This is a genomic window from Waterburya agarophytonicola KI4 (assembly GCF_020640915.1).
Classification (GTDB): domain Bacteria; phylum Cyanobacteriota; class Cyanobacteriia; order Cyanobacteriales; family Xenococcaceae; genus Waterburya; species Waterburya agarophytonicola.
Genome location: NZ_JADWDC010000030.1, coordinates 1 through 24,262 on the forward strand (window position 1 = coordinate 1; position 24,262 = coordinate 24,262).

The 24,262-nt window shown below is 38.0% G+C and carries 24 protein-coding genes; 9 read left to right on the forward strand and 15 right to left on the reverse strand.

The window, feature by feature from the left end; translation table 11 throughout:
• Positions 1-39: 39 nt before the first annotated feature.
• From I4641_RS12740 to I4641_RS12760, 5 genes are all read right to left on the reverse strand, one after another.
• On the reverse strand, positions 40-684 hold the full coding sequence (locus I4641_RS12740; protein ID WP_229640911.1) for a lecithin retinol acyltransferase family protein: 645 nt from the start codon (positions 682-684) through the stop codon (positions 40-42).
• Between the two features lie 15 nt (positions 685-699).
• Positions 700-1,689, reverse strand: a complete 990-nt coding sequence (locus tag I4641_RS12745; protein ID WP_369426783.1) for a GntR family transcriptional regulator — start codon at positions 1,687-1,689, stop codon at positions 700-702.
• A 157-nt stretch (positions 1,690-1,846) separates the two neighbouring features.
• A complete protein-coding gene (gene gpmI, locus I4641_RS12750; protein ID WP_229640913.1) occupies positions 1,847-3,445 on the reverse strand; it encodes a 2,3-bisphosphoglycerate-independent phosphoglycerate mutase in 1,599 nt (532 codons plus the stop codon).
• 108 nt (positions 3,446-3,553) lie between these two features.
• Entirely contained in the window at positions 3,554-4,018 is a 465-nt protein-coding gene (locus I4641_RS12755; RefSeq protein ID WP_229640914.1) for a thiol-disulfide oxidoreductase DCC family protein, read from the reverse strand.
• Positions 4,019-4,088: 70 nt separating this feature from the next.
• Positions 4,089-4,232 (reverse strand): hypothetical protein, encoded by a 144-nt coding sequence (locus I4641_RS12760; protein WP_229640915.1) that lies wholly within the window; start codon positions 4,230-4,232, stop codon positions 4,089-4,091.
• Positions 4,233-4,485: 253 nt separating this feature from the next.
• Between I4641_RS12760 and I4641_RS12765 the strand changes: the two genes are divergently transcribed.
• The 3 genes from I4641_RS12765 (at position 4,486) to I4641_RS12775 (ending at position 5,978) form a co-directional block, all read left to right on the forward strand.
• Complete coding sequence (locus tag I4641_RS12765) at positions 4,486-5,094, forward strand: hypothetical protein (RefSeq protein WP_229640916.1); 609 nt, start codon at positions 4,486-4,488, stop codon at positions 5,092-5,094.
• 87 nt (positions 5,095-5,181) lie between these two features.
• A complete protein-coding gene (locus I4641_RS12770; RefSeq protein ID WP_229640917.1) occupies positions 5,182-5,496 on the forward strand; it encodes a carbon dioxide-concentrating mechanism protein CcmK in 315 nt (104 codons plus the stop codon).
• Positions 5,497-5,624: 128 nt separating this feature from the next.
• Positions 5,625-5,978 carry a carbon dioxide-concentrating mechanism protein CcmK gene (locus I4641_RS12775; RefSeq protein WP_229640918.1) on the forward strand — a complete coding sequence of 118 codons (354 nt, stop codon included), beginning with the start codon at positions 5,625-5,627 and terminating at the stop codon, positions 5,976-5,978.
• A 201-nt stretch (positions 5,979-6,179) separates the two neighbouring features.
• Here I4641_RS12775 and I4641_RS12780 read toward each other — a convergent pair whose 3' ends face one another.
• From I4641_RS12780 to I4641_RS12790, 3 genes are all read right to left on the reverse strand, one after another.
• Complete coding sequence (locus tag I4641_RS12780; protein WP_229640919.1) at positions 6,180-6,722, reverse strand: hypothetical protein; 543 nt, start codon at positions 6,720-6,722, stop codon at positions 6,180-6,182.
• Between the two features lie 330 nt (positions 6,723-7,052).
• Positions 7,053-7,529, reverse strand: a complete 477-nt coding sequence (locus I4641_RS12785) for an MEKHLA domain-containing protein (RefSeq protein ID WP_229640920.1) — start codon at positions 7,527-7,529, stop codon at positions 7,053-7,055.
• Between the two features lie 126 nt (positions 7,530-7,655).
• Positions 7,656-8,348 carry a prohibitin family protein gene (locus I4641_RS12790; protein ID WP_229640921.1) on the reverse strand — a complete coding sequence of 231 codons (693 nt, stop codon included), beginning with the start codon at positions 8,346-8,348 and terminating at the stop codon, positions 7,656-7,658.
• 227 nt (positions 8,349-8,575) lie between these two features.
• On the opposite strand from I4641_RS12790, the gene sufC reads away from it, so the two are divergent.
• The 3 genes from sufC to I4641_RS12805 are packed head-to-tail and all read left to right on the forward strand — an operon-like array spanning position 8,576 to position 11,953.
• Positions 8,576-9,352, forward strand: a complete 777-nt coding sequence (sufC, locus tag I4641_RS12795; protein ID WP_229640922.1) for a Fe-S cluster assembly ATPase SufC — start codon at positions 8,576-8,578, stop codon at positions 9,350-9,352.
• The gene (sufD, locus tag I4641_RS12800) at positions 9,352-10,671 is read left to right on the forward strand and encodes a Fe-S cluster assembly protein SufD (protein WP_229640923.1); all 1,320 of its coding nucleotides are present in this window, start codon (positions 9,352-9,354) and stop codon (positions 10,669-10,671) included. The genes sufC and sufD overlap by 1 nt, the downstream gene beginning before the upstream one ends.
• Before the next feature lie 22 nt (positions 10,672-10,693).
• Positions 10,694-11,953: a SufS family cysteine desulfurase gene (locus I4641_RS12805; protein ID WP_229640924.1), complete on the forward strand. Its 1,260-nt coding sequence runs from the start codon at positions 10,694-10,696 to the stop codon at positions 11,951-11,953.
• A gap of 27 nt (positions 11,954-11,980) precedes the next feature.
• On the opposite strand, the gene I4641_RS12810 is transcribed toward I4641_RS12805, so the two are convergent.
• The 5 genes from I4641_RS12810 to I4641_RS12830 form a co-directional block, all read right to left on the reverse strand.
• Positions 11,981-13,426 (reverse strand): GAF domain-containing SpoIIE family protein phosphatase, encoded by a 1,446-nt coding sequence (locus tag I4641_RS12810; protein WP_229640925.1) that lies wholly within the window; start codon positions 13,424-13,426, stop codon positions 11,981-11,983.
• 257 nt (positions 13,427-13,683) lie between these two features.
• On the reverse strand, positions 13,684-15,138 hold the full coding sequence (gene ftsY / locus I4641_RS12815) for a signal recognition particle-docking protein FtsY (protein ID WP_229640926.1): 1,455 nt from the start codon (positions 15,136-15,138) through the stop codon (positions 13,684-13,686).
• A gap of 439 nt (positions 15,139-15,577) precedes the next feature.
• The gene (gene ychF, locus I4641_RS12820) at positions 15,578-16,669 is read right to left on the reverse strand and encodes a redox-regulated ATPase YchF (RefSeq protein ID WP_263858223.1); all 1,092 of its coding nucleotides are present in this window, start codon (positions 16,667-16,669) and stop codon (positions 15,578-15,580) included.
• A gap of 25 nt (positions 16,670-16,694) precedes the next feature.
• Entirely contained in the window at positions 16,695-17,417 is a 723-nt protein-coding gene (locus I4641_RS12825; protein WP_229640927.1) for a response regulator transcription factor, read from the reverse strand.
• A gap of 229 nt (positions 17,418-17,646) precedes the next feature.
• Positions 17,647-18,648, reverse strand: coding sequence for a glycosyltransferase family 2 protein (locus I4641_RS12830; protein WP_229640928.1), 1,002 nt, complete (start codon positions 18,646-18,648; stop codon positions 17,647-17,649).
• 137 nt (positions 18,649-18,785) lie between these two features.
• Between I4641_RS12830 and dacB the strand changes: the two genes are divergently transcribed.
• Positions 18,786-20,276: a D-alanyl-D-alanine carboxypeptidase/D-alanyl-D-alanine endopeptidase gene (gene dacB, locus I4641_RS12835; protein ID WP_229640929.1), complete on the forward strand. Its 1,491-nt coding sequence runs from the start codon at positions 18,786-18,788 to the stop codon at positions 20,274-20,276.
• A 175-nt stretch (positions 20,277-20,451) separates the two neighbouring features.
• Positions 20,452-21,036, forward strand: a complete 585-nt coding sequence (locus tag I4641_RS12840) for an LCCL domain-containing protein (protein WP_229640930.1) — start codon at positions 20,452-20,454, stop codon at positions 21,034-21,036.
• On the opposite strand, the gene I4641_RS12845 is transcribed toward I4641_RS12840, so the two are convergent.
• On the reverse strand, positions 21,033-22,688 hold the full coding sequence (locus tag I4641_RS12845; protein ID WP_229640931.1) for a dynamin family protein: 1,656 nt from the start codon (positions 22,686-22,688) through the stop codon (positions 21,033-21,035). The genes I4641_RS12840 and I4641_RS12845 overlap by 4 nt on opposite strands.
• A 208-nt stretch (positions 22,689-22,896) precedes the next feature.
• Entirely contained in the window at positions 22,897-23,211 is a 315-nt protein-coding gene (locus tag I4641_RS12850) for a cupin domain-containing protein (protein WP_229640932.1), read from the reverse strand.
• Positions 23,212-23,330: 119 nt separating this feature from the next.
• On the opposite strand from I4641_RS12850, the gene I4641_RS12855 reads away from it, so the two are divergent.
• Complete coding sequence (locus tag I4641_RS12855) at positions 23,331-24,221, forward strand: LysR family transcriptional regulator (RefSeq protein ID WP_229640933.1); 891 nt, start codon at positions 23,331-23,333, stop codon at positions 24,219-24,221.
• The last annotated feature ends 41 nt before the right edge of the window (positions 24,222-24,262 follow it).

The window sequence follows — 24,262 nt, forward strand, 5'->3', positions numbered from 1 at the left end:
TTTTTTCTTACCGTATTTTCACTCTTTTAGCTACTTGTGTCAGGCAGCCAGCTCACTAAGTTCTATTTCTAACTTACTAGCCTGTCTTTGATAGTGGAGTTTTTTGGCGATCGCAGCACGAGCTAGATCTTCACGATCGCTTTTTAGGGCTTTCTTAGCTACTCTATCCCAAGCAGACACCTCCTCAACTGCCTCTTGGTATTGAGGCTGTACTTGCTCCCAAATAGACTTAATATCCGCCAGAGACTCGGCAAGTAGCTCTTGAGCAGTATTACTATCTTTTCCCTTTAATGCCTGTCTAATTGGCTCGTAAAGCTTGGAGGGGTCTAATTTATGAATCAAGGGTACAAAATCTTTTACTTGTTGGCTCTGGCTCACTCCTGTTTTACACCAACTAGCAAAATGCTCGCAGTTGTTAAACAGTAAATTATATTTATGCTCTCCCAAACGGCTTTCGGCTCTTTCTACCACTGCATCGGGAATATAGCCGAAACCATCGCCATATTCAGCAACATATACGGGATTACCCCGACTAAAAGTCTCTAGACTAGTCCTTTCAATCGTTTCGCTGGGTTTGCGGTAGTGAATTACCGTGCCATCACCGCAATCAATACCGTGATGTTGATATAACCCATCTAGCTGCCATAAATTTCGGTATACGTAAATGCGATCGCCTTTTGTCATCGAGATTTAGTTTATTTATTTTTTTGGTAGATTAATTCCCAGCCCCAATTCTCTTTTGAGTAAATTAATTGATTTCTCGCCAATATAGCTATCAGCACTAATAACATCGGGAATCCGAATCAAATCCTCCCGCATGGCGATAATTTCCGCTTTAACCAAATCATAACTAGTATAGCCAGTAATAACCGTATGAGCAGCACGCAGAACGGCTCTTAAGCGATCGCGATCGCCTACCCGAGAAGTTAATACCAACAAATCTTCTCCCCGTTGACTGTTGACAATACTAGAAGCAATACTCAACGTACCTTCGCTTAGACTAACAATACCCAAGCAAGCTTGAGATGGCAAACCTTTGATAATTTCCAATTCCTTGTTGTAGTCATACATATCAATCGGAATGACTCGAAAAGAATTAGGAGGAACGATTGCCAAGACTTCTGTAATAAAATAGCGGTTGGTTACTAACGTGCCAAAATTAATCTTCTCTAAAATTTGCGGTAACTTTTCCAACTCAATCAATTCAATATCAATTGAAAAAGACTTTTGCAACTCTTGTTGCATAATCTCTCCTGCATTAATATCCCTTTCGGGTACAGTGACGATTACGCGATCGCTACACCGAATGCGCCAGTCTATTTCTTCAATAAAAAGTTCTTTAACTTGTTCTAGGCTACAACCCAACTCCAAAATTCGATCCATACTTTCTTTGATCGCACTTACCGAGCGATCTACAGGAGAATCAGATTCAGTAATATTTTCTCGTTCGTGAATTTTGACATAAATACCCGATCCAGCTACAGATTCTACTAAACCACTTTCTTCTAGCTGTTGGTAAACCTTACTAATAGTGTTGCGATGCAAACCTGTAATCATTGCCAATTGTCTGGTGCTAGGCAAACGATGAGCGGGAGGATATTGTCCAGAGGCGATCGCAAATTGAATTTGAGCAAACAGTTGTTTGGAAGCTGGTACGTCACTATCAGACTGGATTTGAAAGTTCAGCATGGGATAATCGGCGAGCAAGGGAGCTTTTATGTGCGCCATTGTAGACGCAAAATTTGCTTTTTTTGCTAAATATTTAATAACTTAATTTATTAGTTCTTAGCTTTTAGCTCTTAACTCTTAGTTTGTAGCCTTGGAAATTGACAGCACCATATTTTAATTACATCGATATTTTAATGGGCGTTCGATTTCTTTTAGCTTCATAAGCTGCCGATTCAATTAAAGATTGACCGCTCATCTCCTCTGGCTGAGGAATTTTCAATATTTCTAAAATAGTTGGGGCAACATCCGCCAAACAACCATTTTCTCTCAAAGGTGTATCTGTACCGTGTCCGACAATTTTTCGGTCTTCTCCTTCTACTAAAATAAAAGGTACGGGATTGGTGGTGTGCGCCGTCCAAGGATTGCCGTCTGCATCGCGCATATATTCAGCATTACCGTGATCGGCAGTGATTAATAAAGTTCCTCCAGCTTTGTTGGTTGTTTCGATCACCTTACCCAAACAGCGATCTACTGTCTCAATTGCTTGAATTGCTGCTTCTAAGTTGCCAGTATGTCCCACCATGTCGGGATTAGCATAATTGACCACGATCAGTGAATAAATTCTTTTGTTGACTGCATTGCAAACTGATTCTGTTACAGCTTGTGCTGACATTTCTGGCGCGCGATCGTAAGTGGCTACCATAGGACTTTGAATTAATTCCCGATCTTCCCCTTCAAAAGGTTGTTCTAAGCCACCATTAAAGAAATAAGTAACGTGGGGATATTTTTCGGTTTCTGCGGTGCGAAATTGAAGCAAGCCATTATTGGCTATAACTTCTCCCAAAATATTAGTTAAATTTTGAGGCTTGAAAGCAACTTCTACCTCTGCACTAGAATCATATTGAGTGAAAGTAACAAAAGCAAGAGACTTTATTTTCTCTCTAGGAAAGCCATCAAATTTATCGTTAACAAAGGCATAAGTCAACTGTCTTGCGCGGTCGGGACGGAAGTTAAAGAAAATGACCGAATCTCCAGATTCAACAGCACCAGAGGCTATCCTGGTGGGAGGAATAAATTCATCGGTAGTTTCTTGAGCGTAGAAGCTTTCTAAAACCTCAGCAGCCGATCTCTTGTCAGTGATACTATCTTGGGTCATGATGTCGTAAGCTTGCTGCACTCGATCCCAACGGCGATCTCGATCCATCGCAAAGTAACGACCACTAACGGTTACAATCCTGCCAATTCCAATTTTATCGATCGAATCTTGAAGTTTATTTAATGCTTTAATTCCTTCTGTGGTGTATGTATCTCTACCATCTGTAATCGCGTGAATACAAACATCTTCCACTTCATTAGACTTGGCTAAATGAAGCAAACCAATCAAATGTTTCAAGTGAGAGTGTACCCCACCTTCAGAACAAAGACCAACTAAGTGTAATTTTCCTCCATTAGCTTTGACTTTAGTGCAAGCATCGACTAACGCTTGATTTTTTAAGATAGAGCCATCTTCAACTGCATCGGAGATTCTAACTAATTCTTGAGGTACTACTCTCCCCGCGCCCAAGTTCAAGTGTCCCACTTCCGAGTTACCCATTTGACCATCGGGTAATCCCACATATTTACCTGATGTATTGATGAGAGTGTTAGGATATGCAGCTTGCAAGCTATGAAAAATTGGTGTCTTGGCAGTGGCAATAGCATTAGCCTCTGTTGACTCGCGATGACCCCAACCATCTAAGATAGCTAGCACCACTGGAGATACAGGTGCTTGAACCATAATTGTTACCTTATAATAATCACTGGCACATTGATAATAGCATCGTAGACCACTTTAGTTCGACAGTATTTATGGGGATTTTATAAAGATCGCCGATTTTATCGTTAATCAATCGACCCGACATCTTTGGGAACTAACCCTGGCTTTTGCTTCTCTTTCGGCAATTATCGCCTCTAAATCTGGTCTGCCTGTAAGTTTAAGTCGCCAGTCAGCCCAAATACCATAAATCCAGTCAGCGATCGCTCCAACTACTGGTAATTTAGTCATAGCATAGATCCATCCCATGCCTAATTCTTGGTAAATGTGGCGAAATACTTCGACGTTTTTGATTACATTACCATTGGGTAAAATACCATGAATTCTGCCCATCGCGGTGGCAAAGTCAATATCTGCATTCTCTCTGGAGTTATAATTGGCATCTGCAATGTCAACAAAGTTAACAATCCCTCTCCCCCGATCTTTTTTGGTTAGGAAATTAACTTCTCGCACGCATAGAGGACATTCTCCATCATATAAGAGCTTGATTTTCCAAGATGGTTGCTTAAATTTATCTGCGATCGCTTTTGTTGTCATAATTTTTCATAACATTTTGAATAGCTCGATATTATCGATGAAGGTATATTCATCAAATCTTCATCCTGGCTTAAGAAATTAATGTGATCAGGTTGCGCTCGAAGACAAACTCACTATAATCGGCAATGGTGTCTAATCCTACACGGTCAAAGAAGAGTTCTAGGGTTAACCATACGCCTAATCTAAAAACTAGTTTTTTCCATTTAATATTCATCGCATTAAATCCAAATGTTAAGGATTTCTCTCGCTTCTGTTACTAAAGTTAACAACAATTGTAAAGAAAAGCAACAACACCCTCTTGTTTGCGAGGAAGAGTTCTCCTGAAAAGCCCTAGAGCCTTGGAACGACAGATTTGTGATGTGAGGAAAAGAAAACATAAAACCCTGGATGAGAAACCAAGAGCGAATATACAATTGCAGAAGGAAGGTTTGTATACCTTAGAGCTTGTTAATAACTGCTTGGTACTGATGACATATAGCACTAACGAACTAATCCAAATACTCGATCTCGAATTAAAAGAAAACTGGAAAGGCAAGCGTGTTGTTCTATCGTCAGCACAACGCATCAACGATCCCGTCGTCGAAAAAGCTTTGGACATGAACCAGGTAAATAAAGTTTTTGCCTATCGCGATTTCCGCAGTAAAATTCATGAATATCAGCGCGATTGTGGAGTTTCGGGAATTATCTGGCGTACCTGCACCTTCGGAAAGCAAAGCATTACTTATCCTGAAATACACAATCAATTAGTCCCAGTTTCAGGAGATAAAGAGATTTTAGTCGGTGCGCGAACTGAAATTTTAGATTTTTGGTATCAAGTTACCAAAGATCTGAAATTCTGGCTGGTTAATAACAACTTTGTCAATCATCAAAGCCATCACCAACCTATTAGTTTTAACTATCTGCAAAAGCTGATTCAACAGACAGAATGGGCAGAAATTGATGCAGCGCGGACTGAAATTTATCTTGGTCTGTGTTGGGGAATACCTCAAGATCATCAATATCAATGGGCAAAACCTAAATCTGGTTGCGATCGCATTATTGCTACTGTATCCAAACCTAGTGCAATTAAGATATAGGGATCTAAACCGAGAGCGTTCGAGATATAGTAGTCTAGATAATTATGATTTGTTTAATCTAAATTTTAAGTCAAAAAACAAAAATATATGTCTCAACAACACGCAGTGGGGGTAATCCAAACTCTCGGTTTTCCTGCTGTTTTAGCTGCATCAGATGCGATGCTTAAGGCTGGTCGTGTCACCTTGGTTTATTTTGATAAAGGGGAAAGTGGCACTTTTGTAATTGCCATTCGTGGTCCTATTTCTGAAGTAAGACCTTCTATGGAAGCAGGATTAAAAGCAGCAGAAAATACTTTTGGTGGTAAAGTAACTACCCACTATACTGTACCTAATCCACCAGACAATGTAGTGGCAGTTTTGCCAATTGACTACACCGAAGAAGTAGAGCAGTTTCGTTTCTAAGTTATTTTTGAAGCTGAATTTAAGTATATTCAAAAAATGTCGTCAGTCAGCTAAAATTAGAACTCGTAAATGTAATCTAGAATTACTTTTATTTGTATTTGTAATTAATAATTTAAGGGAGCAAGTTTATGCCGTCTCAATCTGCGGTAGGATCTATTGAAACAAAAGGATTCCCAGGTGTCCTCGCAGCAGCCGATGCTATGGTTAAAGCAGGGCGAGTTACCTTAGTTGGCTACATTCGCGTCGGTAGCGCCCGTTTTAACGTTAATATTCGCGGCGATGTATCGGAAGTCAAAACTGCAATGGATGCGGGAATTGAAGCAGTGAAGAAAGCTGAAGGTGCGACTTTAGAATCTTGGGTAATTATTCCTCGTCCTCACGAGAATGTCTGCGCGGTTCTTCCTATTGATTATACTGAAGAAGTCATGCCTTATTTAGATCGCGTTGAAGGAAGAACTTTGCCCATTGCGCCCAATTCATAAGATACAATTGATCTAGAAAATATGGCAGTTTTTAATTCACATTAGAAATAAGATAATTTTGAATAAAAAAGTCAGGGACGCTATTAATTTTTAATTGTTAATTATTAAACAAAGATTTGAGAATTTCAGTTTGATAATTGCGATCGAGCATTTATGCGTCCCTTTCAAAACAGTTTAGAAAGATCGACTATTGATCGTTTCTCAATCGCTCAAAGATAATTTTCTTTTCAAAGCTCTAATATAGAGAAAAATAGGAAATTGATAGTATTCAATTATTAGCCAAATGATACAGAATAAGTGAGCGCAGAAAGTTAGAATCGTCCAAGCAAGAGGCAGCCAAGAGAGCAAGCTATCGCTAGACAAGGGAAATAGATACATCCCAGATCCAACAATGGCAGTAGGCAACAAAACAAACCCTAAGGCGACGAGAATATAATACCAACCAACTTCTACTCCTTCTCGGTGAATACCCTTCCAAGTTTTTCCATTCCAATACCAAGTTAAGGGTAATTGACTGTCCGCCATCTTGAGCAATTGCTTTTCAAAATTGGTCGTGAAGATATGCTGGCAGAAATTACAAGAAAAGGCTTCCATCATTAGCATTTCTGATACTTTACCGTGACGACAGACAGGACAAGAATATTCTCCTTTTACATGAAAACGATTAAATTCAGTCCACTCTTTTTGTAAACGATCTACTCCAGAATGTTTGGCAGAATAATGGAAGTTATGAGCTTTAGACATACATTTTAAAATGTCGAGATACTTTTTAGTATTAGTAATCACCAAAAATAATTACTAAAGGTGTTAGGCTTAAACTAACCTATGAAAACCAAAATAGAGTAAATAAAGCGGTCTTAGTTATTTGATTGGAAAATACTGAGGATTCGGCGATCGCATTTACTTGATACTATTCAATTCTCCAAGGCATTGACAGCTAGACAGTAATTATAACGATCTCGATATACTTCCTTGTTGCTCTCTTGAGATTTGATATAAATATCAATATTAATTAAATTCTCCATAAACTTTCTTTGCAGATATTTACCAGTTACCAGTTATTGTTCTAAATTTTCATCCAAGCCATTGCCAATCTGAAAAGGTAGCAGCCTGTCCGCATTTGTGTCCCGACTCATCAGTTAGATTCCAGATTATTGCTTGTTTGATCGCGAATTTTTGACCTGTAGTAGAAATTCTAACTCCTTGACAGTTGGCGATATAGCCTTTGGTAGCTGCTTGCTCTAACATTGCCGATCTAGTCGCTCTGTTTTCTGGCTCTGCACTCAAGCGAGAAGGGGTTTTAATTAACTCATCCCAACTAATCGACCATAGTTGTAATGCTGCCTGATTACCATAATTAAAAATGGGATCTGCTTGAGTGTCATGGGAAACTATAACAAAAGGTGCGTGAAATAATGTTTGGGACAATGCTTGGGGAGTGTTAGCAGTATTTATTAATTCTTTGTCTAGTAGTTGTTGATAACTATTGACTAAAATTTTACTCCAACGAATAATTTCAGGCTGTTGCCAAACTGATAAGCTATCATCCATTTTGTTTATCGATCTCAATTTTGAAAAAAGCAAAAAACATCATCCAATTATAAAGGCGATCGCTGTATTAAAATTATCACAAGATTTTTCGTTATGAAAGAATCTGTAATGATAATTTTAATTGAGTTACTTGGTAACTTGTTGGGGATCGATATTAATAAAAGGTAATGTTCCTTCTCCTCCCATTACCAAAGGAAATTTACCATCCCATTTAGTAATAGCTTCTTTCTGTAAAAATGCGGGAGTTAAGGTCAATTTTTGTAGTCTTTGAGCTTCGGCTTGTCCTTTGGCTCGATTGATTTCTGCTTGGGCAGTTTTCTCTGCTTTCAAAGCTTCATAATCTGCTTGTTTAGCTTGTTGTTCGGCAATTTGTTTAGCTTCAATTGCTTTAGTGAATTCTGGAGAAAAGGAAACATTTACCAAAGAAACATCATCAACTAAAATACCATAGTCATTCAATCTTTCTTTTAGTTCAATATCAATTTCTTGTTTGACTTCTTTTCTCTTAGTAATAATTTCTTCCGCATTTTTTTGAGCCGTGGCAGCCTTTACTATCTCCGCCACCGCAGGATTAATAATACGAGTAATTATTTCTGTTTCATCTCCTATACGCTGATAAATTGTATTAACTATGGGCATCATGAGATGCAAACCTTCATCTAAAATAGTATCCTGTACTTTGCCAAAGCGCATTACCACCCCTCTTTGCCCTGCTTTTACTATGGCAAAAGGTTTGAGTACGCCGAACGCTAAAAAAAACAAAAAAGCTATTCCACCATAAGTGGCTAGTTTATAAGGAAATTCTTTATTGATAGACATAAAAATATTTTCCCGATCGCAGACTAAATTTTATATAGAGAGATTAATGATTACCGATTAATTTTCGACTTTGACAACATCTAGGTTGTTAATGTAGTCTACAATAGACTTAAACAACAGTTTTGTTGTTTTAATATCCCAAGAAAAACAAAAATATATTTCTCATTCCTTGTCTGACATGAGTTTGGGAGTCTGCACAATAATCAAGATTGTTTATTTAACAAACAATGAGCGAAACAATTTTATCAATACGCAATCTAACAGCCAATGTTGACGATACACCTATCTTAAAAGGTGTTAACTTAGAAATCAATGCGGGAGAAGTTCACGCTATTATGGGGCGCAACGGTTCGGGAAAAAGCACCCTGTCTAAGATTATTGCAGGACATCCTGACTATGAAGTTACAGGGGGAGAAATTATTTATCAGGGTGAAAGTATTCTCGATAAAGAACCCAACGAACGAGCTAATAGCGGTATATTTTTAGCTTTCCAGTATCCTTTGGCGATTCCAGGAGTAAGTAATTTAGACTTTATGCGGGTGGCTTACAATGCCAAGCGAAAGTATCAGGGATTAGAAGAAATCGATACTTTTGATTTTGAAGATTTGATTGAAGAGAAGCTAGAAGTGGTTAAAATGAACCCCAGCTTTTTGGAAAGAAGTCTCAACGAAGGATTTTCTGGGGGAGAGAAGAAGCGCAACGAAATTCTCCAGATGGCTTTATTAGATCCCACCCTAACTATTTTGGATGAAATTGATTCTGGTTTGGATATTGATGCCCTAAGGATTGTTTCTGATGGGGTAAATCAGTTAAAGACTCCTGAGAAAGGTTATTTAGTCATTACTCACTATCAAAGACTCTTGGATTATATCGAACCAGATATTATTCATGTGATGAAAGACGGTGAAATTATTACTAGTGGCGGAAAAGAACTTGCTTTAGAATTGGAGAGTCGCGGTTACGACTTTCTCGACGATAAATCTACTGCGGGGGTTGGAGTTTAATGGCGGTACAAATTCCCTTTGCAACCATTTCCCAAGTAACTGAATCTGCGGTAGTAGAAGATATTTTCTTGACGGGTTTATTGCAGCAGTGCCAGATAGATAAAAACCAACCCCAGTGGTTGCGAGATGTTCGCCAACAGGCTAATTCTTGGTTGTCTCGTTTGTCTGTACCTACCCGTAAGGATGAAGATTGGCGGTTTATCGATTTATCGGATTTAACTCAGACAAAATTTGTTACTTCATCTGTTATGAGGGCGAATGGCTATTCGCCCCTAGAGAAAACGGAAAACAGTCGCATGGTTTTTGTTAATGGAATATACAATACTGAATTTTCCAACATTAACGGATTACCTAAAGAGGTATATGTGGGGGATCTAAATAATTTACCTCAAGAATATGATGCGAAGGAATATTTTGCTCAATGTCATGGCGCGCAAGATGTTTTTACTAGCCTGAATACCGCAGGTGGTAACAATGTGACAGTAATCTGGGCAAACAAAAATACTATAGTTGAAACCCCAATTCATTTGGTATTTATTACTGATGGGGAATCTGAATCTATCTTTACCCAGCCACGCATGTTGGTAGTAGGAGAAACAGGATCTAGTATTTCTTTGCTAGAAGAATATACAGGTGTGGGGGAATACTTTACTAATGCCGTTACAGAAGTGTACCTCAAAGAAAATGCCAGAGTAAATCATACTCGTCTACAAGAAGAATCTAAAAGTAGCTATCATATCGGTAAAACCGCCATATCTCAAGAACGAGATAGTCACTATACAATTAATGAAATTAATTTAGGTGCAAAACTATTTCGTCATAACCCAGAAGTATTGCAGCAGGGAGAACAAACCGAGAGTAATCTTAATGGCTTAACGATCGCAATGGAAGAACAAACTTCCGATACCCATAGTATTGTTGCTCTTACCAAACCTTGCGGGAATACCAATCAACTGCATAAATGTATTGTAGGCGATCGCGCTCATACAGTATTTAATGGCAAGGTATTTGTTACCAAAGAAGCCCAGATGACAGATGCTACCCAATTAAACCGCAACTTAATGCTTTCTCCTAAAGCCAGGGTGGATACAAAGCCTGAATTACAAATTACTGCGGATAACGTCAAATGCGCTCATGGTGCAACGGTAAGTCAACTAGAAGCCGACGAAATATTTTATCTCCGCAGTCGTGGTTTAGATGAAAACGATGCCAATCAATTATTAATTGATGCCTTTGCAGCGGAAATCATCGATCGCCTTCCCCTGGAATCATTACAAACTAAAATTACAGAAACAATTAAACAAAAAGTCAGCAATTGAAGAGCAATACATAGGTAAACTAATGACTTTAATCCAATCAAAAACTTTGGGCGATCGCGTAAGAGGCGACTTTCCGATTTTACATCAAGAAGTTAACGACAATCCTTTAATCTACTTTGATAGTGCTGCTTCTTCCCAAAAACCCCAAGCAGTATTGGACGTGCTGCAACACTACTATCAATGGGATAATGCTAATGTCCATCGTGGCGCACATACCCTCAGCGGTAGAGCAACGGATGCCTATGAAGGTGCGCGGGATAAAGTCGCTCAGTTTATTAATGCTGCTTCTCGCGATGAGATTATCTATACTCGCAATGCTAGCGAAGCAATTAACTTGGTAGCCTATAGCTGGGGTTTGGCTAATCTAAATCCAGGGGATGAGATTATTCTTTCGGTAATGGAACACCACAGCAACATTGTTCCTTGGCAAATTATTGCTCAAAAAACTGGTGCAATCTTGAAATATGTCGAATTAACTTCGACTGAAGAGTTTGACTTCGAGCAGTATAAATCTTTCCTATCGGATAAAACCAGACTGGTTTCAATCGTTCATGTTTCCAATACTTTGGGTGTAATTAATCCAGTCGAAGCTATTACCCAAGAAGCTCATAAACATGGCGCAAAAGTATTAATTGATGCTTGTCAAAGTGTGCCTCATATGCGTATTGATGTGCAAGCAATGGATTGTGATTGGCTAGTAGCCTCAGGACACAAAATGTGTGCCACTACGGGAATTGGCTTCCTTTACGGTAAAAAAGATATCTTATTGGCAATGCCTCCCTTTATGGGCGGTGGAGAAATGATTGATGAGGTATTTTTAGACCATTCCACTTATGGCGATTTACCCCATAAATTTGAAGCTGGTACTCCTGCTATCGGCGAAGCGATCGCTTTAGGTGCAGCAGTAGACTATCTTAATAGCATAGGCATGGATAATATTCATGCTTACGAAGAGGAATTAACTGCTTATTTATTCAAGAAACTAGAAACTATTCCCAACCTTAGAATATATGGTGCCAAGCCCACTTCTGGAGGCAAAGGTAGAGCCGCACTAGCTGCATTTAACGTCGAGGGAATACACGCCAGCGACTTGGCAACCTTGTTAGATCATGATGGTATTGCCATTCGCTCTGGTCATCATTGCACCCAACCTCTCCATCGTATCTTTAATGCTTCAGGTAGTGCCAGAGCTAGCTTGTATTTTTATAATACTCGTGAAGAGATTGACACTTTTATAACAGCTTTAAAAAATACTATTGATTTCTTTCAAAGTCTGAATTGATCAAATATATAAGTCTGAATAAACCAGTTATTCAACTGGTTTTATCTGCATCACAATAGAAGTCATGTCATCGCCACATTTGTTGTTTGTACCGCTAAACTGCTTAACTTGATAAAAAACATGGTCGAGTATTTCTTCTGGGGTTTCCAGATGCTGACAAGCCCATTTAAAGCAGAGACAGAGGTTTTCTTCATCAAAGCGATCGCCTTCTTCATTGGCTGCATCGGTAAAACCGTCCGTGTAATAAATAATTGTATCCCCAGGAGAAAGCTGTACCGTAGCGTCTTCATACTCTGATTCCATATCTAAACCAATCAACATTCCCCAACTGTCTAATTTTTCTAGAGTATTGGTTGCACTGCGCCATAGTAGGGGAGGATTATGAGCAGCATTAGTAAAAGAAAGAGTTTGTTTTTGGGGATTGTATTCAGAATAAAACATACTCACGAAGCGGTGAGAGTTTTCTAGATCGGCATACATCACCCGATTGAGATGGCGCATAATTTTGGCAGGAGAATGACGATTCAGTACTTCTGCTCGCAGCATTCCCCTTGTCATAGTCATAATCAATCCTGCGGGGACACCTTTGCCCATCACATCTCCTATCACGATACTCCAGGGTACATCGGAGGCTAATTCTGGTTTACCTTGTTCGAGGCGATCGTAATTAGTTGGAATAAAGTCATAGTAATCTCCACCGACGCGGTTGGCAGTTTCGCATTTAGCTGCGATCGCCAGACCTTTAATTTCAGGACATTTACTAGGTAAAAGACGTAACTGAATTTCTGAAGCGATTTCTAATTCTCTGTCTTGTCTTTCTTTAGAGCGTAATTCTACTGTTAGTTCGTGATTGGCGATCGCAACTGCTGTTTGATCTGCAACTAGTTGAGTCAGTTTTCTTCTAGTTGGCGTCCAGATATATTCCGTATCAATACTAAATACATAAAGACGACCTTGCTCGATATTTTTAACCAGAATTGGAGTCCCAAAAAACTGAATTGTCGACTCTAATTCTTGACTAATCTGTTTGTCGAGAATTTCTGATAGTTGGGCAGATACATTAACTGTTTTGTCTCGATTAACCGCAGATTGATTAATTTGATATTTTACTCGTTCAAAAAGCTGTCGAACTTCTAAGCCTACTTTATTATCTTGACAATGAATTTGCTCTAAATGTACTTTGTTTCCCTTATATAAAACTAAAGCTCCACCAATCGAATCGGTTACTCTAGCTGCCATTAGGGGAGTTAATTCTAAAAACTGATTCAAGTTACTAAAACTACGCAGGGCAAAGCCCAACGAGCTTAATAAATCTTGAACTTTATTTTGTTCTCTTTGCAGGTTAGCCACTAATTCTTTTAGTGCCACAATAGGATTAGTATCTCCCTTTGAGGGTTGACCAACACTATTATTTTCTTGAGAGGGATGGCTATGAGAAGGTACGACAGTCATGGCCTCTACAAATTTAGACATTAGTTTTTCAATTCATCGGTCAAAGATAAAATCAAAGTACAGCGATAATAAAATACTCGATCAAATAGTATTAAAATGATTTCTAGACTGCTAGAATCGACAATTACCTAAGGATAAATCAATCAAAACAGTACTTATATTTTATTCATCTGAATATTTGGTTGATTTATGATAACTCGAAATAGCTAATACGCCAAGGAGATAAAATAAAACTCATAAAAATTGATCAAAGAAGATGATTATTATATGTATTTTATTTAACCATTGAGTAAAGCTTCGACAAATTCGTAACTGGAAAAAGGTCGTAAATCCTCAATTCCTTCCCCCGCACCAATAAAACGAATTGGCAAATTTAGCTGTTGAGTTACTGCCAAAGCCACACCACCCTTAGCACTACCATCCAATTTTGTCAATACCACTCCACTCAGATTGGCAGCCTCAGAAAATACTTGGGCTTGACGTAAGCCATTTTGTCCTAAGGTTGCATCTAATACTAACAAAGATTCTACTTTGGCATCCGCAGCTTTTTTGTCTATAATTCGACGTATCTTAGCTAACTCTGCCATTAAATTTTGTTTGTTTTGCAGTCTTCCTGCGGTATCTACTAATAATAATTCAGTATTTTTAGCTTGAGCAGCAGCGATCGCATCATATACTACCGCAGCAGGATCGGTATTTTTGCCTGGGTTAGCGATTACGGGGGTATTAGTACGCTCGCCCCACACTTTAACTTGTTGTACCGCAGCAGCACGAAAAGTATCGGCAGCAGCAATCATACAGGTATAGCCAGATTTTTGACCGAGATTAGCCAACTTGCCAATTGTAGTGGTTTTTCCCGCCCCATTTACTCCTGTTAAGAGCCAAATATTAAACTCTCCTTGTTCGGGAACAAATGCTTTATCTTCTTTTCCTGCTAAAGGTTTATCGAGGATATCTTGGAGAATAGTTTTAAGATAGGCGATCGCCCCGTCTGGTGGCAAGGCTTCTGCTTTGAGTTTTGTCTGTAGAGTCTCAATAATATAGTCAGTGGCTTCAATTCCCACATCTGCTTGGAGTAATAGACTTTCAATTTCCATTACCGCGTCGTCGTTGAGAGGACCTTTTCCGACAATAGATTTTAATTGATTGACCAAACCAATGCGAGTTTTACCCAAGCCCTGACGTAGTTTAGTCAGCCAGCTAATTTCTTCCTCGGAGACATCTTCGGCAGATCTACCACTATCTGCTAATACTTTAGAAGACCAAACAAAATCTTCGTCTAATTCTACTTCTTCAATAGCTTTTTCTTCGGGAGTTGCGATCGCTGTTTCTTTAAGCTTTTCTAATCCCTGAGACTTTTGCATCCAAGCGGGAACATTTGCTGTAGTTGCGGTTTCTTCTACTTGGACTTCTTGTTCTATTGTTTCCGTTTCTTCGGCTTCTTCTGGTGCAATAATCTCTTCAGATTCTTGAGTTTCAGTAACATCCTCAGTTTCGTCTATTTCTTCAGTATCCGACTCGGCTGTTTCCACTTCTGTTTTGGCTTGGGCTTCCCCTTTCCGTTGCTGAATATTTTGATAAGCAGCCTTGGCAAAAGCAAGATAATCAGGTTCGGCTATTTCCTCTGAAGATTCCCCTGTAGACTCTGTACTTACTTCGGGTTTAGTTTCAGCGGGAGTTACTTCTGATTGCTTTTCTTGTGTTTTTTCGTTACGGCGAAACCAATTAAACATTGTATTAGAAGAAGATGAACCTGGGTTTTTATCACTTAAAGATGATAATACCAAGGTTCGTCCAATTGTTGATTTGACAATTTGGTGTTGATTACACTACCAGCAGTGTTTGAGAAGAATTTGTATGTTGCAATCTAGATTCTTGACTCTAGTTAATAACGATCCAATAAATTTTTTTCGTGGCTAATTTATCATAACTTTGGGAATCGGCTCGTTTTTCCTTAGAACAAGGAGAATACCAACAAGCGATCGCAACTTTATCGGAAATACTAAAGTCTTAGGGAAATAATGCGCCCCCAGCAATTAATCGAATTAAAACAGTGTTTTATTGAGGCTTATATTTATTGATTCCTATTAGACTTAGACCTCTTACAGAAATAACTAAGTACTTATGCAAGAAGTCTAATGATCGATGGTCAATGGTCAATGACAATATGAATTATCCGCCAATACGAAATTCGATTACATCTCCTTCTTGAACGACATAATCTTTTCCTTCTAAACGTAGCAAACCTTTTTCTCTGGCTGCGCCTTTCGAGCGAGTCTCTACTAGATCTTCATAGCTAATGGTTTCGGCTTTAATGAATTTCTTTTCAAAATCTGTATGAATTACTGCTGCTGCTTGGGGTGCTTTCATTCCTGCTGTAATCGTCCAGGCGCGAGTTTCGGTTTCTCCTGTAGTGAGATAGGTACGCAAACCCAAAAGGTCATAAGTTGCTCTAATTAGGGATTTTAAGCCTCCTTCTTCTACGCCTAATGCTTCGAGAAAGTCTTTGGTTTCCTCTTCCGATAGCTCGATTAGTTCGGACTCTACTTGAGCAGACACTATTACTACTTTGGCATCTTCGTCTTGGGCAAATTTACGGACTTCTTCCACCCATTCGTTGCCAGTTGCCAAGTCGTCTTCCGAGACATTGGTGGCATAGATAATTGGTTTGTTACTAAGTAATCCTAAAGACTTAATAATTAATTGCTCGTCTTCGGATAAACCCATACTGCGAACAGATTGACCGTCATCGAGAACTGTTCTAATCTTATTGAGTAATTCTACTTCTGCTTGGGCATTTTTATCGTTTTTTGCTTGTTTGCGCTGTTTGGCAATACGTCGGTCTACTTGATCTAAATCCGCTAAGATTAGCTCTAGATTGATGATTTCAATATCTCGTACTGGCTCGACAGATCCAGCCACGTGAATGATATCATCATCATCAAAACAACGTACCATATGAACGATGGCATCAACTTCGCGGATATTGGCGAGAAATTTATTGCCCAATCCTTCTCCTTTACTTGCACCTTTAACTAAACCTGCAATATCAACAAACTCGATTCTCGTGGGAACAATTTTTTGCGAGTTAGATAGTCTTGAAAGTACTTCCAGGCGATTATCGGGGACAGATACTACTCCAACATTGGGTTCGATGGTGCAAAAAGGAAAGTTAGCTGCATCCGCCTTAGCGTTGGCAACTAAGGCATTAAACATGGTAGATTTACCCACATTGGGTAGTCCGACGATTCCTGCTCTTAACATTATGGCTTGTGTAGACTCTTAGGTATTAGTCTGCCAATTTTACTTTATTGCAACTGGATAACTCAAACATATAGCCTCTACCCCAAACAGTTTTGATAAATTCGCTATTGGCATCGCCAATTTTTTTGCGGATGCGACCAATATGAATATCTACTTTGCGATCGTCTCCATCGTAGTCATCTTTGTTCCAAATTGCTGATATTAATTCGGCTCGATCCCAGACTCGATTGGGATTATTTGCCAGAAAATATAACAAGTCAAATTCTAGTGCAGTTAAAAGAATACTGCTGTTGTTGAGAATAACTTCGCGACGATAAAAGTTGATTTTAAGATTATCTAGAACAATAGAATTATTAATAGTAGGAGAAGTGATTTTATTAGCACCTCTTCTAAATAATGCTTCAACCCGAGCTTTTAATATTTGTAGGTCGAATGGTTTAGCAATATAGTCATCCGCGCCTCTAGCAAACGCTTCTAAAATATAGGAACTATCTGTCATGGAACTCAACATGACGATCATGACATTGGTTTTGCTCATTTCTTCGCAAAGTCTCAATCCCGTATCATCGGGAAGGTTGATATCAAGAAATACTAAATCGGGCTGAAAACTTTGAAACTTTTGTCTGGCGATCGCACAGTTGGGAGCGATTTCTGTGATGTAATTATTGTAACTAAGAAACCGATTTATTAAATGTTGCAATGCTAAATCATCATCTACAATGAGTACTTTTTTTTGAGTATTTTCCATAAAATTATTATAATAATTATTCAATAAATACACGCAAACATACCTAATTGTTATTAAGTTAAGACTCTCAAACAATATCAGAATAATTACTTATAAAGCGATGTTTTTTTATGGTTTTTACTTAATCTTTATTAAAAAAGTCTCTTGTATAAAGTTATTATTTAGTATCCATCACCAAGCTGGGATTTTTTAAATATTTCATACTTAAGTAATTTTACTACCGATTGATTTATTGTTTCCCAAAAACATTTCTAACACGGTAAATTGGTCTTCTTTGAGATTCGTGATAGGTACGCATCAAAAGTTCGGTTACTAAACCAAAACAAAATAGCTGTACCCCAGTCAAGATTAATAATACTGCTAGAATGAGTAGAGGGCGATCGCCGATATTCTGCTCGAAGAATAGTTTGACTATAGTTAAATAAATCCCCATTCCAACTCCCGCAGTTAAGGAGATTACTCCACCCAAACCAAAGACGTGCATGGGACGAGTTAAAAACTTTTTCATGAAGAAAACCGTCATTAAGTCCATCACAACTCTAATTGTTCTGCCCAAACCATATTTGCTTTGACCAAATCTTCTGGCGTGATGGCGTACGGGTACTTCCGCAATTCTTGCCCCTTCAATGTAAGCTAAAGCTGGCAGGAAGCGGTGTAATTCGCCATAGAGATTCATGTCGGCAATTAATTCTGCACGATAGGCTTTGAGGGAACAGCCGTAATCGTGTAATACTACCCCTGTGACTTTGGCAATGATGATATTGGCAATTTTGGAAGGGAGTAATCTGGTTAGTGCTGCATCTTGTCTATTTTTGCGCCAGCCACTGACTAAGTCGTATCCTTCTTCTAGTTTGGCGAGTAACATTGGGATGTCGGCGGGATCGTTTTGTAAATCCCCATCTAAAGTAATAATTACTTTTCCCGCTGCTAATTCAAATCCCGCTGCCATGGCAGCGGTTTGTCCATAATTACGGCGTAATATTACGGCTTTGAGATCGGTGCGTCTTCTAGCAAGATTGGTTAATACTTTAGTGGAGCCATCTTTTGAACCATCATCGATACAAATGATCTCGTAATTTAAGTGAGTTTCTTGGACAGAATCTGCGATCGCACTAACTAATGTCTCAACGCTTTCCGCTTCGTTATATATTGGAACAACTATGGATAAGTCTAGTTGTGGGGGATCTATTACTGATGGATGATTATGACTTTCTATAGATGGATATGGCATATCAATATGATGATTAACGAAATTTAACTAGGATACAATAATAGACCTTTTATCTATTAGTTGTTAGTGCTTAGTTGTTGCTTACTTTTGGTTTTAATCGGTTAGATTTGATGCTAATAATAAAAAATTACCGAGCCATGAAATTCGTCTGCGATCGCTTAAAGTCTTTTGGTTTGCTTGGTTTATTGATTACGATGCCAGTGCTGAATAATAAGAATGTTTTAGCACAAGATATCAGTGAACTACGAGTAGTTCCAAATATTAATGATCGTTCTCGTATTTGTACGGCAGATATACCCGCAGCTATTGACGAAATTATTAATCGTCCCGAATTAGAGCGATCGCGCTGGGGTATTGAAATTGAAACCGAAGATGGAGAAACTATCTACAGCTTGAATGGCAATAAGTTTTTTACTCCTGCTTCTAGTGCCAAGCTTTTAACTACCGCAGCAGTATTATCGACTTTGGGTGCAGATTATCGTATTGTTACGCCTCTGTTGGCGGTGGGGGATCTTCCCAACCTGACTTCGTTGCGCTTACAAGGTCGAGGCGATCCCAGCCTATCTAATAAAAGTTTAAAACAAATAGTACATCAGTTGCAAGCTCTCGGAGTCAAACGGATCGAAAAGTTGATCGTTGACGATAGTTATTTTGACTCGCCAGCAATTAACCCAACTTGGGAATGGCTAGATGTTCATAGTTACTTTGCTACGGCGGTAAATAGTACGATTCTCAATCAAAATACTGTCACCTTGACATTATTACCCCAGGAGTTAGGAAAGTCCGTTAAATTTAATTGGAGCGATCGCCTTGCAGGTAGGCAATGGCAGGTAGTTAATCAAGGAATAACAGGAGAAATTGATATTCCTTATGGTATAGAGATTGATGGAGATTTGGGCAAACCTATTTTATATATTAGGGGCGAGTTAGGGATTAATGAAGCTCCCGATATTTGGGATCTGGCAATAGTCGATCCTGCTAATTATTTTTTGGAATCTTTGCGTTTGCATTTAGAGCGATCAGGTATTTCTGTTGCCAAAGGAATAGTAGTTAAAGAAACCAGCGGGAATGAATTGGAAACCGAGTTATTAACTCTATCTTCTCCGTCAATAGCCGAAATTATTACCGAAATAAACCGAGAAAGTAATAATTTGTATGCAGAAGTTATGGCTAAAATATTAGCTAAAAAACTCAATACTAATAATGCGATCGAGGCGATTAACCAGAGCTTAGATCGATTGGGTATTAATGAAGAAGAATATATTTTAGTGGATAGTTCTGGATTATCAAGACAGAATTTAGTCACTCCCCATGCCTTAGTAAAAACACTAGCTTTAGTCTCTCGGCTTCCTTCTCCAACTAGTAACATTTACCGACAGTCTTTAGCCATAGCAGGAATAAATGGAACTTTAAGAAATCGGTTTAAGAATACTACTATCGAAGGTCATCTTTGGGCTAAAACAGGTACTTTAACGGGAGTAGGAACTTTGTCTGGGTATTTGTATGTCCCAAATTATACCCCAGTAATATTTAGCATTATCGTCAACAACTCTGATCTTTCTAGTAGAGAGATCGGCAAAGAAATAGATCGGGTGGTTACAGTTTTAAATCACATCAAACGATGTTGAAAGTCACAGGCATTTGGATGTATTTTGTTCACTATAAGAATATAAAGAAACAATAAACAAAGAGAGAGAGCAACACATTATATTTATAAAACTAATATCAATCTATCAGTAATTAATATAAAGATATAGTTCTTCAAAACAATAAAGTAAATTTTAAAATAATTAGATCATATTTATGAAAGTTATACAAGTCAAACATAATTTTAAATTAGCCACTCTAGGATTAGCTATTGCTATTAGTGCAATTTCTATTGAACCAGTCCATGCCGAAAAGTCCAATAAATCAAATAAATCTGTACCTGAAATTGGCTGGAGTAGCAGAATAAGCAGCATGGGTTTGGACAAGGAGGATAATGTTGGTAAAAAATATGAATTTGATTGTCAGGCTTTATCAGAAGACTCGATCCACGCACCTATCTGGGGGACTAAAGTTTATACAGTAAACTCGGGTATATGCAGCAGTGCTGTTCATGCAGGAATGCTGGAGGCGGAAGAAGGCGGAAAAGTAACGATAACATTATTAGAGGGAAAAGGTTTTTATACGGGAAGCAAGAAAAACGATGTTATTAGTGAAGATCATAGTGCTACTGATATGGGATTTTCTTTTGTTGGCAAGCAAAAAGTGGTTGCCAATCAACCTGAAAGTAAGTCTCCTAAGAAAAAACGCGAACCTTCTAGTTTAGAAAGAGTATTAATGGATGGTTTCCAACGAGGGGTAGAAAGATCGATTGAAAAGACTATTTCCGACATATTGAATTAATTCAATTGGCTTATTTCTACACTTAAACTATTGACGATATTGTTTAATAACTGTAATTGATGATTTTCGGTTATGGTTATTCGATCCCTAGCTGGTGGCATATAGGTAATATATTCACGAGCTAGCTTTTCATATTCATTTAAAATATTGTTAATGCGATCGCTAAACTTTTGGAGATATAGTTCGGCTGCATCTATATAAATTTGAGAAGATATTTTAGGAGTTTGAGGAATTGAATTATTATTCGGTGCTGGAGATTTGGTAAGAATTTTATTAATCAGATAATTGGCACCACCTAATACTACCGCACCTGTTTTTCTTTGGAGTAGGAAATTTAATTCTTGAGGAATATAAGATTGATTGATACTAACAAGATCTTCTTCCTCCTTTGATGTATATTCAGGAAGTTGAATAATGGGGGAATGAGGAAAGTCAATTTTTAGTAGTTGAGGATTATTATATTGAAAAAAATCCGATCCTTGCTCTACCCATTTATTAATTGTCTGCTGTTGTTTTAAGACATCGGGTTGAAACTCTAATTCTAGCCAGGAATCGAATCTAGTTTGTTGTAAAGCGATCGCGAGGGAAGCTTGATAGTTAGCTAGTAATTTGGGCAAATAAAGCCATCCTTGAAAATCTGCAATACTGCGATCAAAACTTTGTTGAATTAATTTTTCTGCTTTTTGCCTTACTTGAATTTGCTTAGTTATTTTTTCTGTTTGTGCTGCTATTTTAGTTTCAATTTCTTGTTGTTTAAATGCAGCCTGTTCTAATAATTTTTGAGTAATTTTGATAGCGCGCTGTAGCTTATTTTTTCCTGCTCGATCTAGATTAACTAAATTTTGTAAGGCAGATTCTAAAGTAGTAATACCTGTCGTCTTAGCATTTGCGCGATCGCCTTTTAATCTTGCTCTTAGTGCGGGTAAAGCATCGACACAATAAATATTACTAATTCCCTGAGGTAAAGTAGAACGGAAACTTTCTGCTACAAAGTAAAGACGGTTTTCAACATCTTGTTGTTCTTGGATGGTTAACAAATTAAGGAAATTAACCACAAAAATAACAGTAGTAATACCTCTATCTTGCAACCAATCTTTTAAATGTTCTCTTTCCTCCAAAGTCATTAACTTGCGCGCATCTAAAACATGAATGACTAAATCGGCACTGAGTAATTTATCCCGTACCAAATCATTTTGTGCTTCGCGATCGTTAGTACCAGGAAGATCGAGAAATTCGATTCCTGTTTTTAGCCAAGAATGAGAGCAAAAAACCTTGATTTCTGTAACTTCATTTTTCATTCTGCGATCGCTATCCAAGATGGCATATTGCTTGAGAATTTTAATACCTTTTTGCTCAATTTTCGTACCATCTTTTAAAGCTATTTCTGTAGATAGTTCTTCTCCATAACTGATACAGATAGCCGCACCAGTTGTAGGAATTAAATCGATGGGCAATGTCTTACTTCCTAGCAAAGCATTTAATAAAGTAGATTTTCCATGATTAAAAGGAGCAAAAACTGCAATACGATAAACAGGGCGTTCTAGATAATCACAAATAGCAATAGTATCTTGATAAAGTGAGGATTTTGACTCTAATTCTAATATTCCCAGTAAACTACGAAGTGAATCTATTAGAGTATTATATGAAGGCATTATTTTAGCTCATTAATATTTTATAAATTAATTGCACCCACTTACTTATTATATGAAGTTATAACGATTTTCATTGACGTAAGTTATAGTCTAACACCCTAATTTTTACTAATGGTTAATGGTTAACTTTGATGATTAATATAAATTGTTGATGTTGGGCAAAAGCGATCGTCGTTAGACTAATTCGTTTCTTAGGAGTACATTAGCTTTATACAGGATAGAAAACAAATAATAAGCACCCCGTACTAGATTGAGGAATATGTTTTGAGCCGATGGGATTATGAATAAAAGTTCCCGCAGGATAATCTTTCTCTCCATCATTAAAAATTCCTTCAACTACAAAAATCTCTTCCGAACTAGTTTCATGAATATCAAATCCTTGCCATTTACCTCCAGGTTTAATCTCCACAATTGCGGCTTTTGAACCAGTCTTTCCTTGCCATAATTCACAGGCACTAATACCTGGAAAAATTCCTTGCATCGATCGCTCTTTCCAATTAACAGAAATAACTTTATTCATCATAAATTCTAGATCTCACGCAAACTTTCAAACTTATCAACTAGCATAAAATTGAACTTTATATTTGTAAATATAGTCTTAATGAGTTTTAAATTCAGTTTTACTGATAGTAAGTTATAGTTATGGAATTTCGTCATTTAAAAACCTTTCAAACAATCCTTAAAACAGGTAGTTTTCTTCAAGCAGCCGAACAACTCCAATACGCCCAGTCGACTATTACCCTGCACGTTCAACAATTAGAAGCAGAATTAGGCGTCAAAGTTTTTATTCGCCAAGGAAAAAAGATACAGCTAACAAATGCAGGGAAAGCTTTAGAAAGCCATGTCAATATTCTGTTGCATCGTGCTGAAATGCTGCATCAAGAAATGGTCGAACTAGTTGGCGGAAAAACAGGACACTTGCGAATTGGCTCGATTGAACCCGTAGCCAGCTTAAAATTACCGAGTTTGTTAATTGATTTTTGTCGCGAATATCCCAAAATAAAATTAACTTTAGAAACTGGAGTTACTGATGTCATCAGTCAAAGAGTTGCAGAAGGAAAATTAGATTTAGCCCTATGTTCTCCTCCGTCTGCAAAATTAGGATTGCATTTCGATAGACTATTTTTAGATCCGATGGCTTTACTAATCCCTGAAGCCAATTTATTGAGCCATAAAAAAGAAATTCAAGTAAAAGATTTAGCAGCAGAAAGACTTTTGTTGACCGAAGCAAATTGTCCCTACCGTCAAGTTTTTGAGCGAGAAATATCTTCTCGCGGGGTCAATTCCGATTCTGGGTTAGAAATCACCAGCTTGAAAGTATTACAAAACATGGTGCAAGCCAGTCTTGGGATCGGGATCGTACCTACTGCTGTTGCCGATCCCGTTCCGTCTAACACAGTACTCAGACAGATAAAAGGATTGAAATTAGAATTACCAGTGGGAATTGCTTTATCATCAGAAAAAAGTATTCCAGGTTTAGCTTTAGATAGATTAATTGAAATTATCAAAGATAAATTTATTGAGCCAAAATAAACCAAGTAATCAACTATAAAATTTGCTCCAAGCTACCAGTC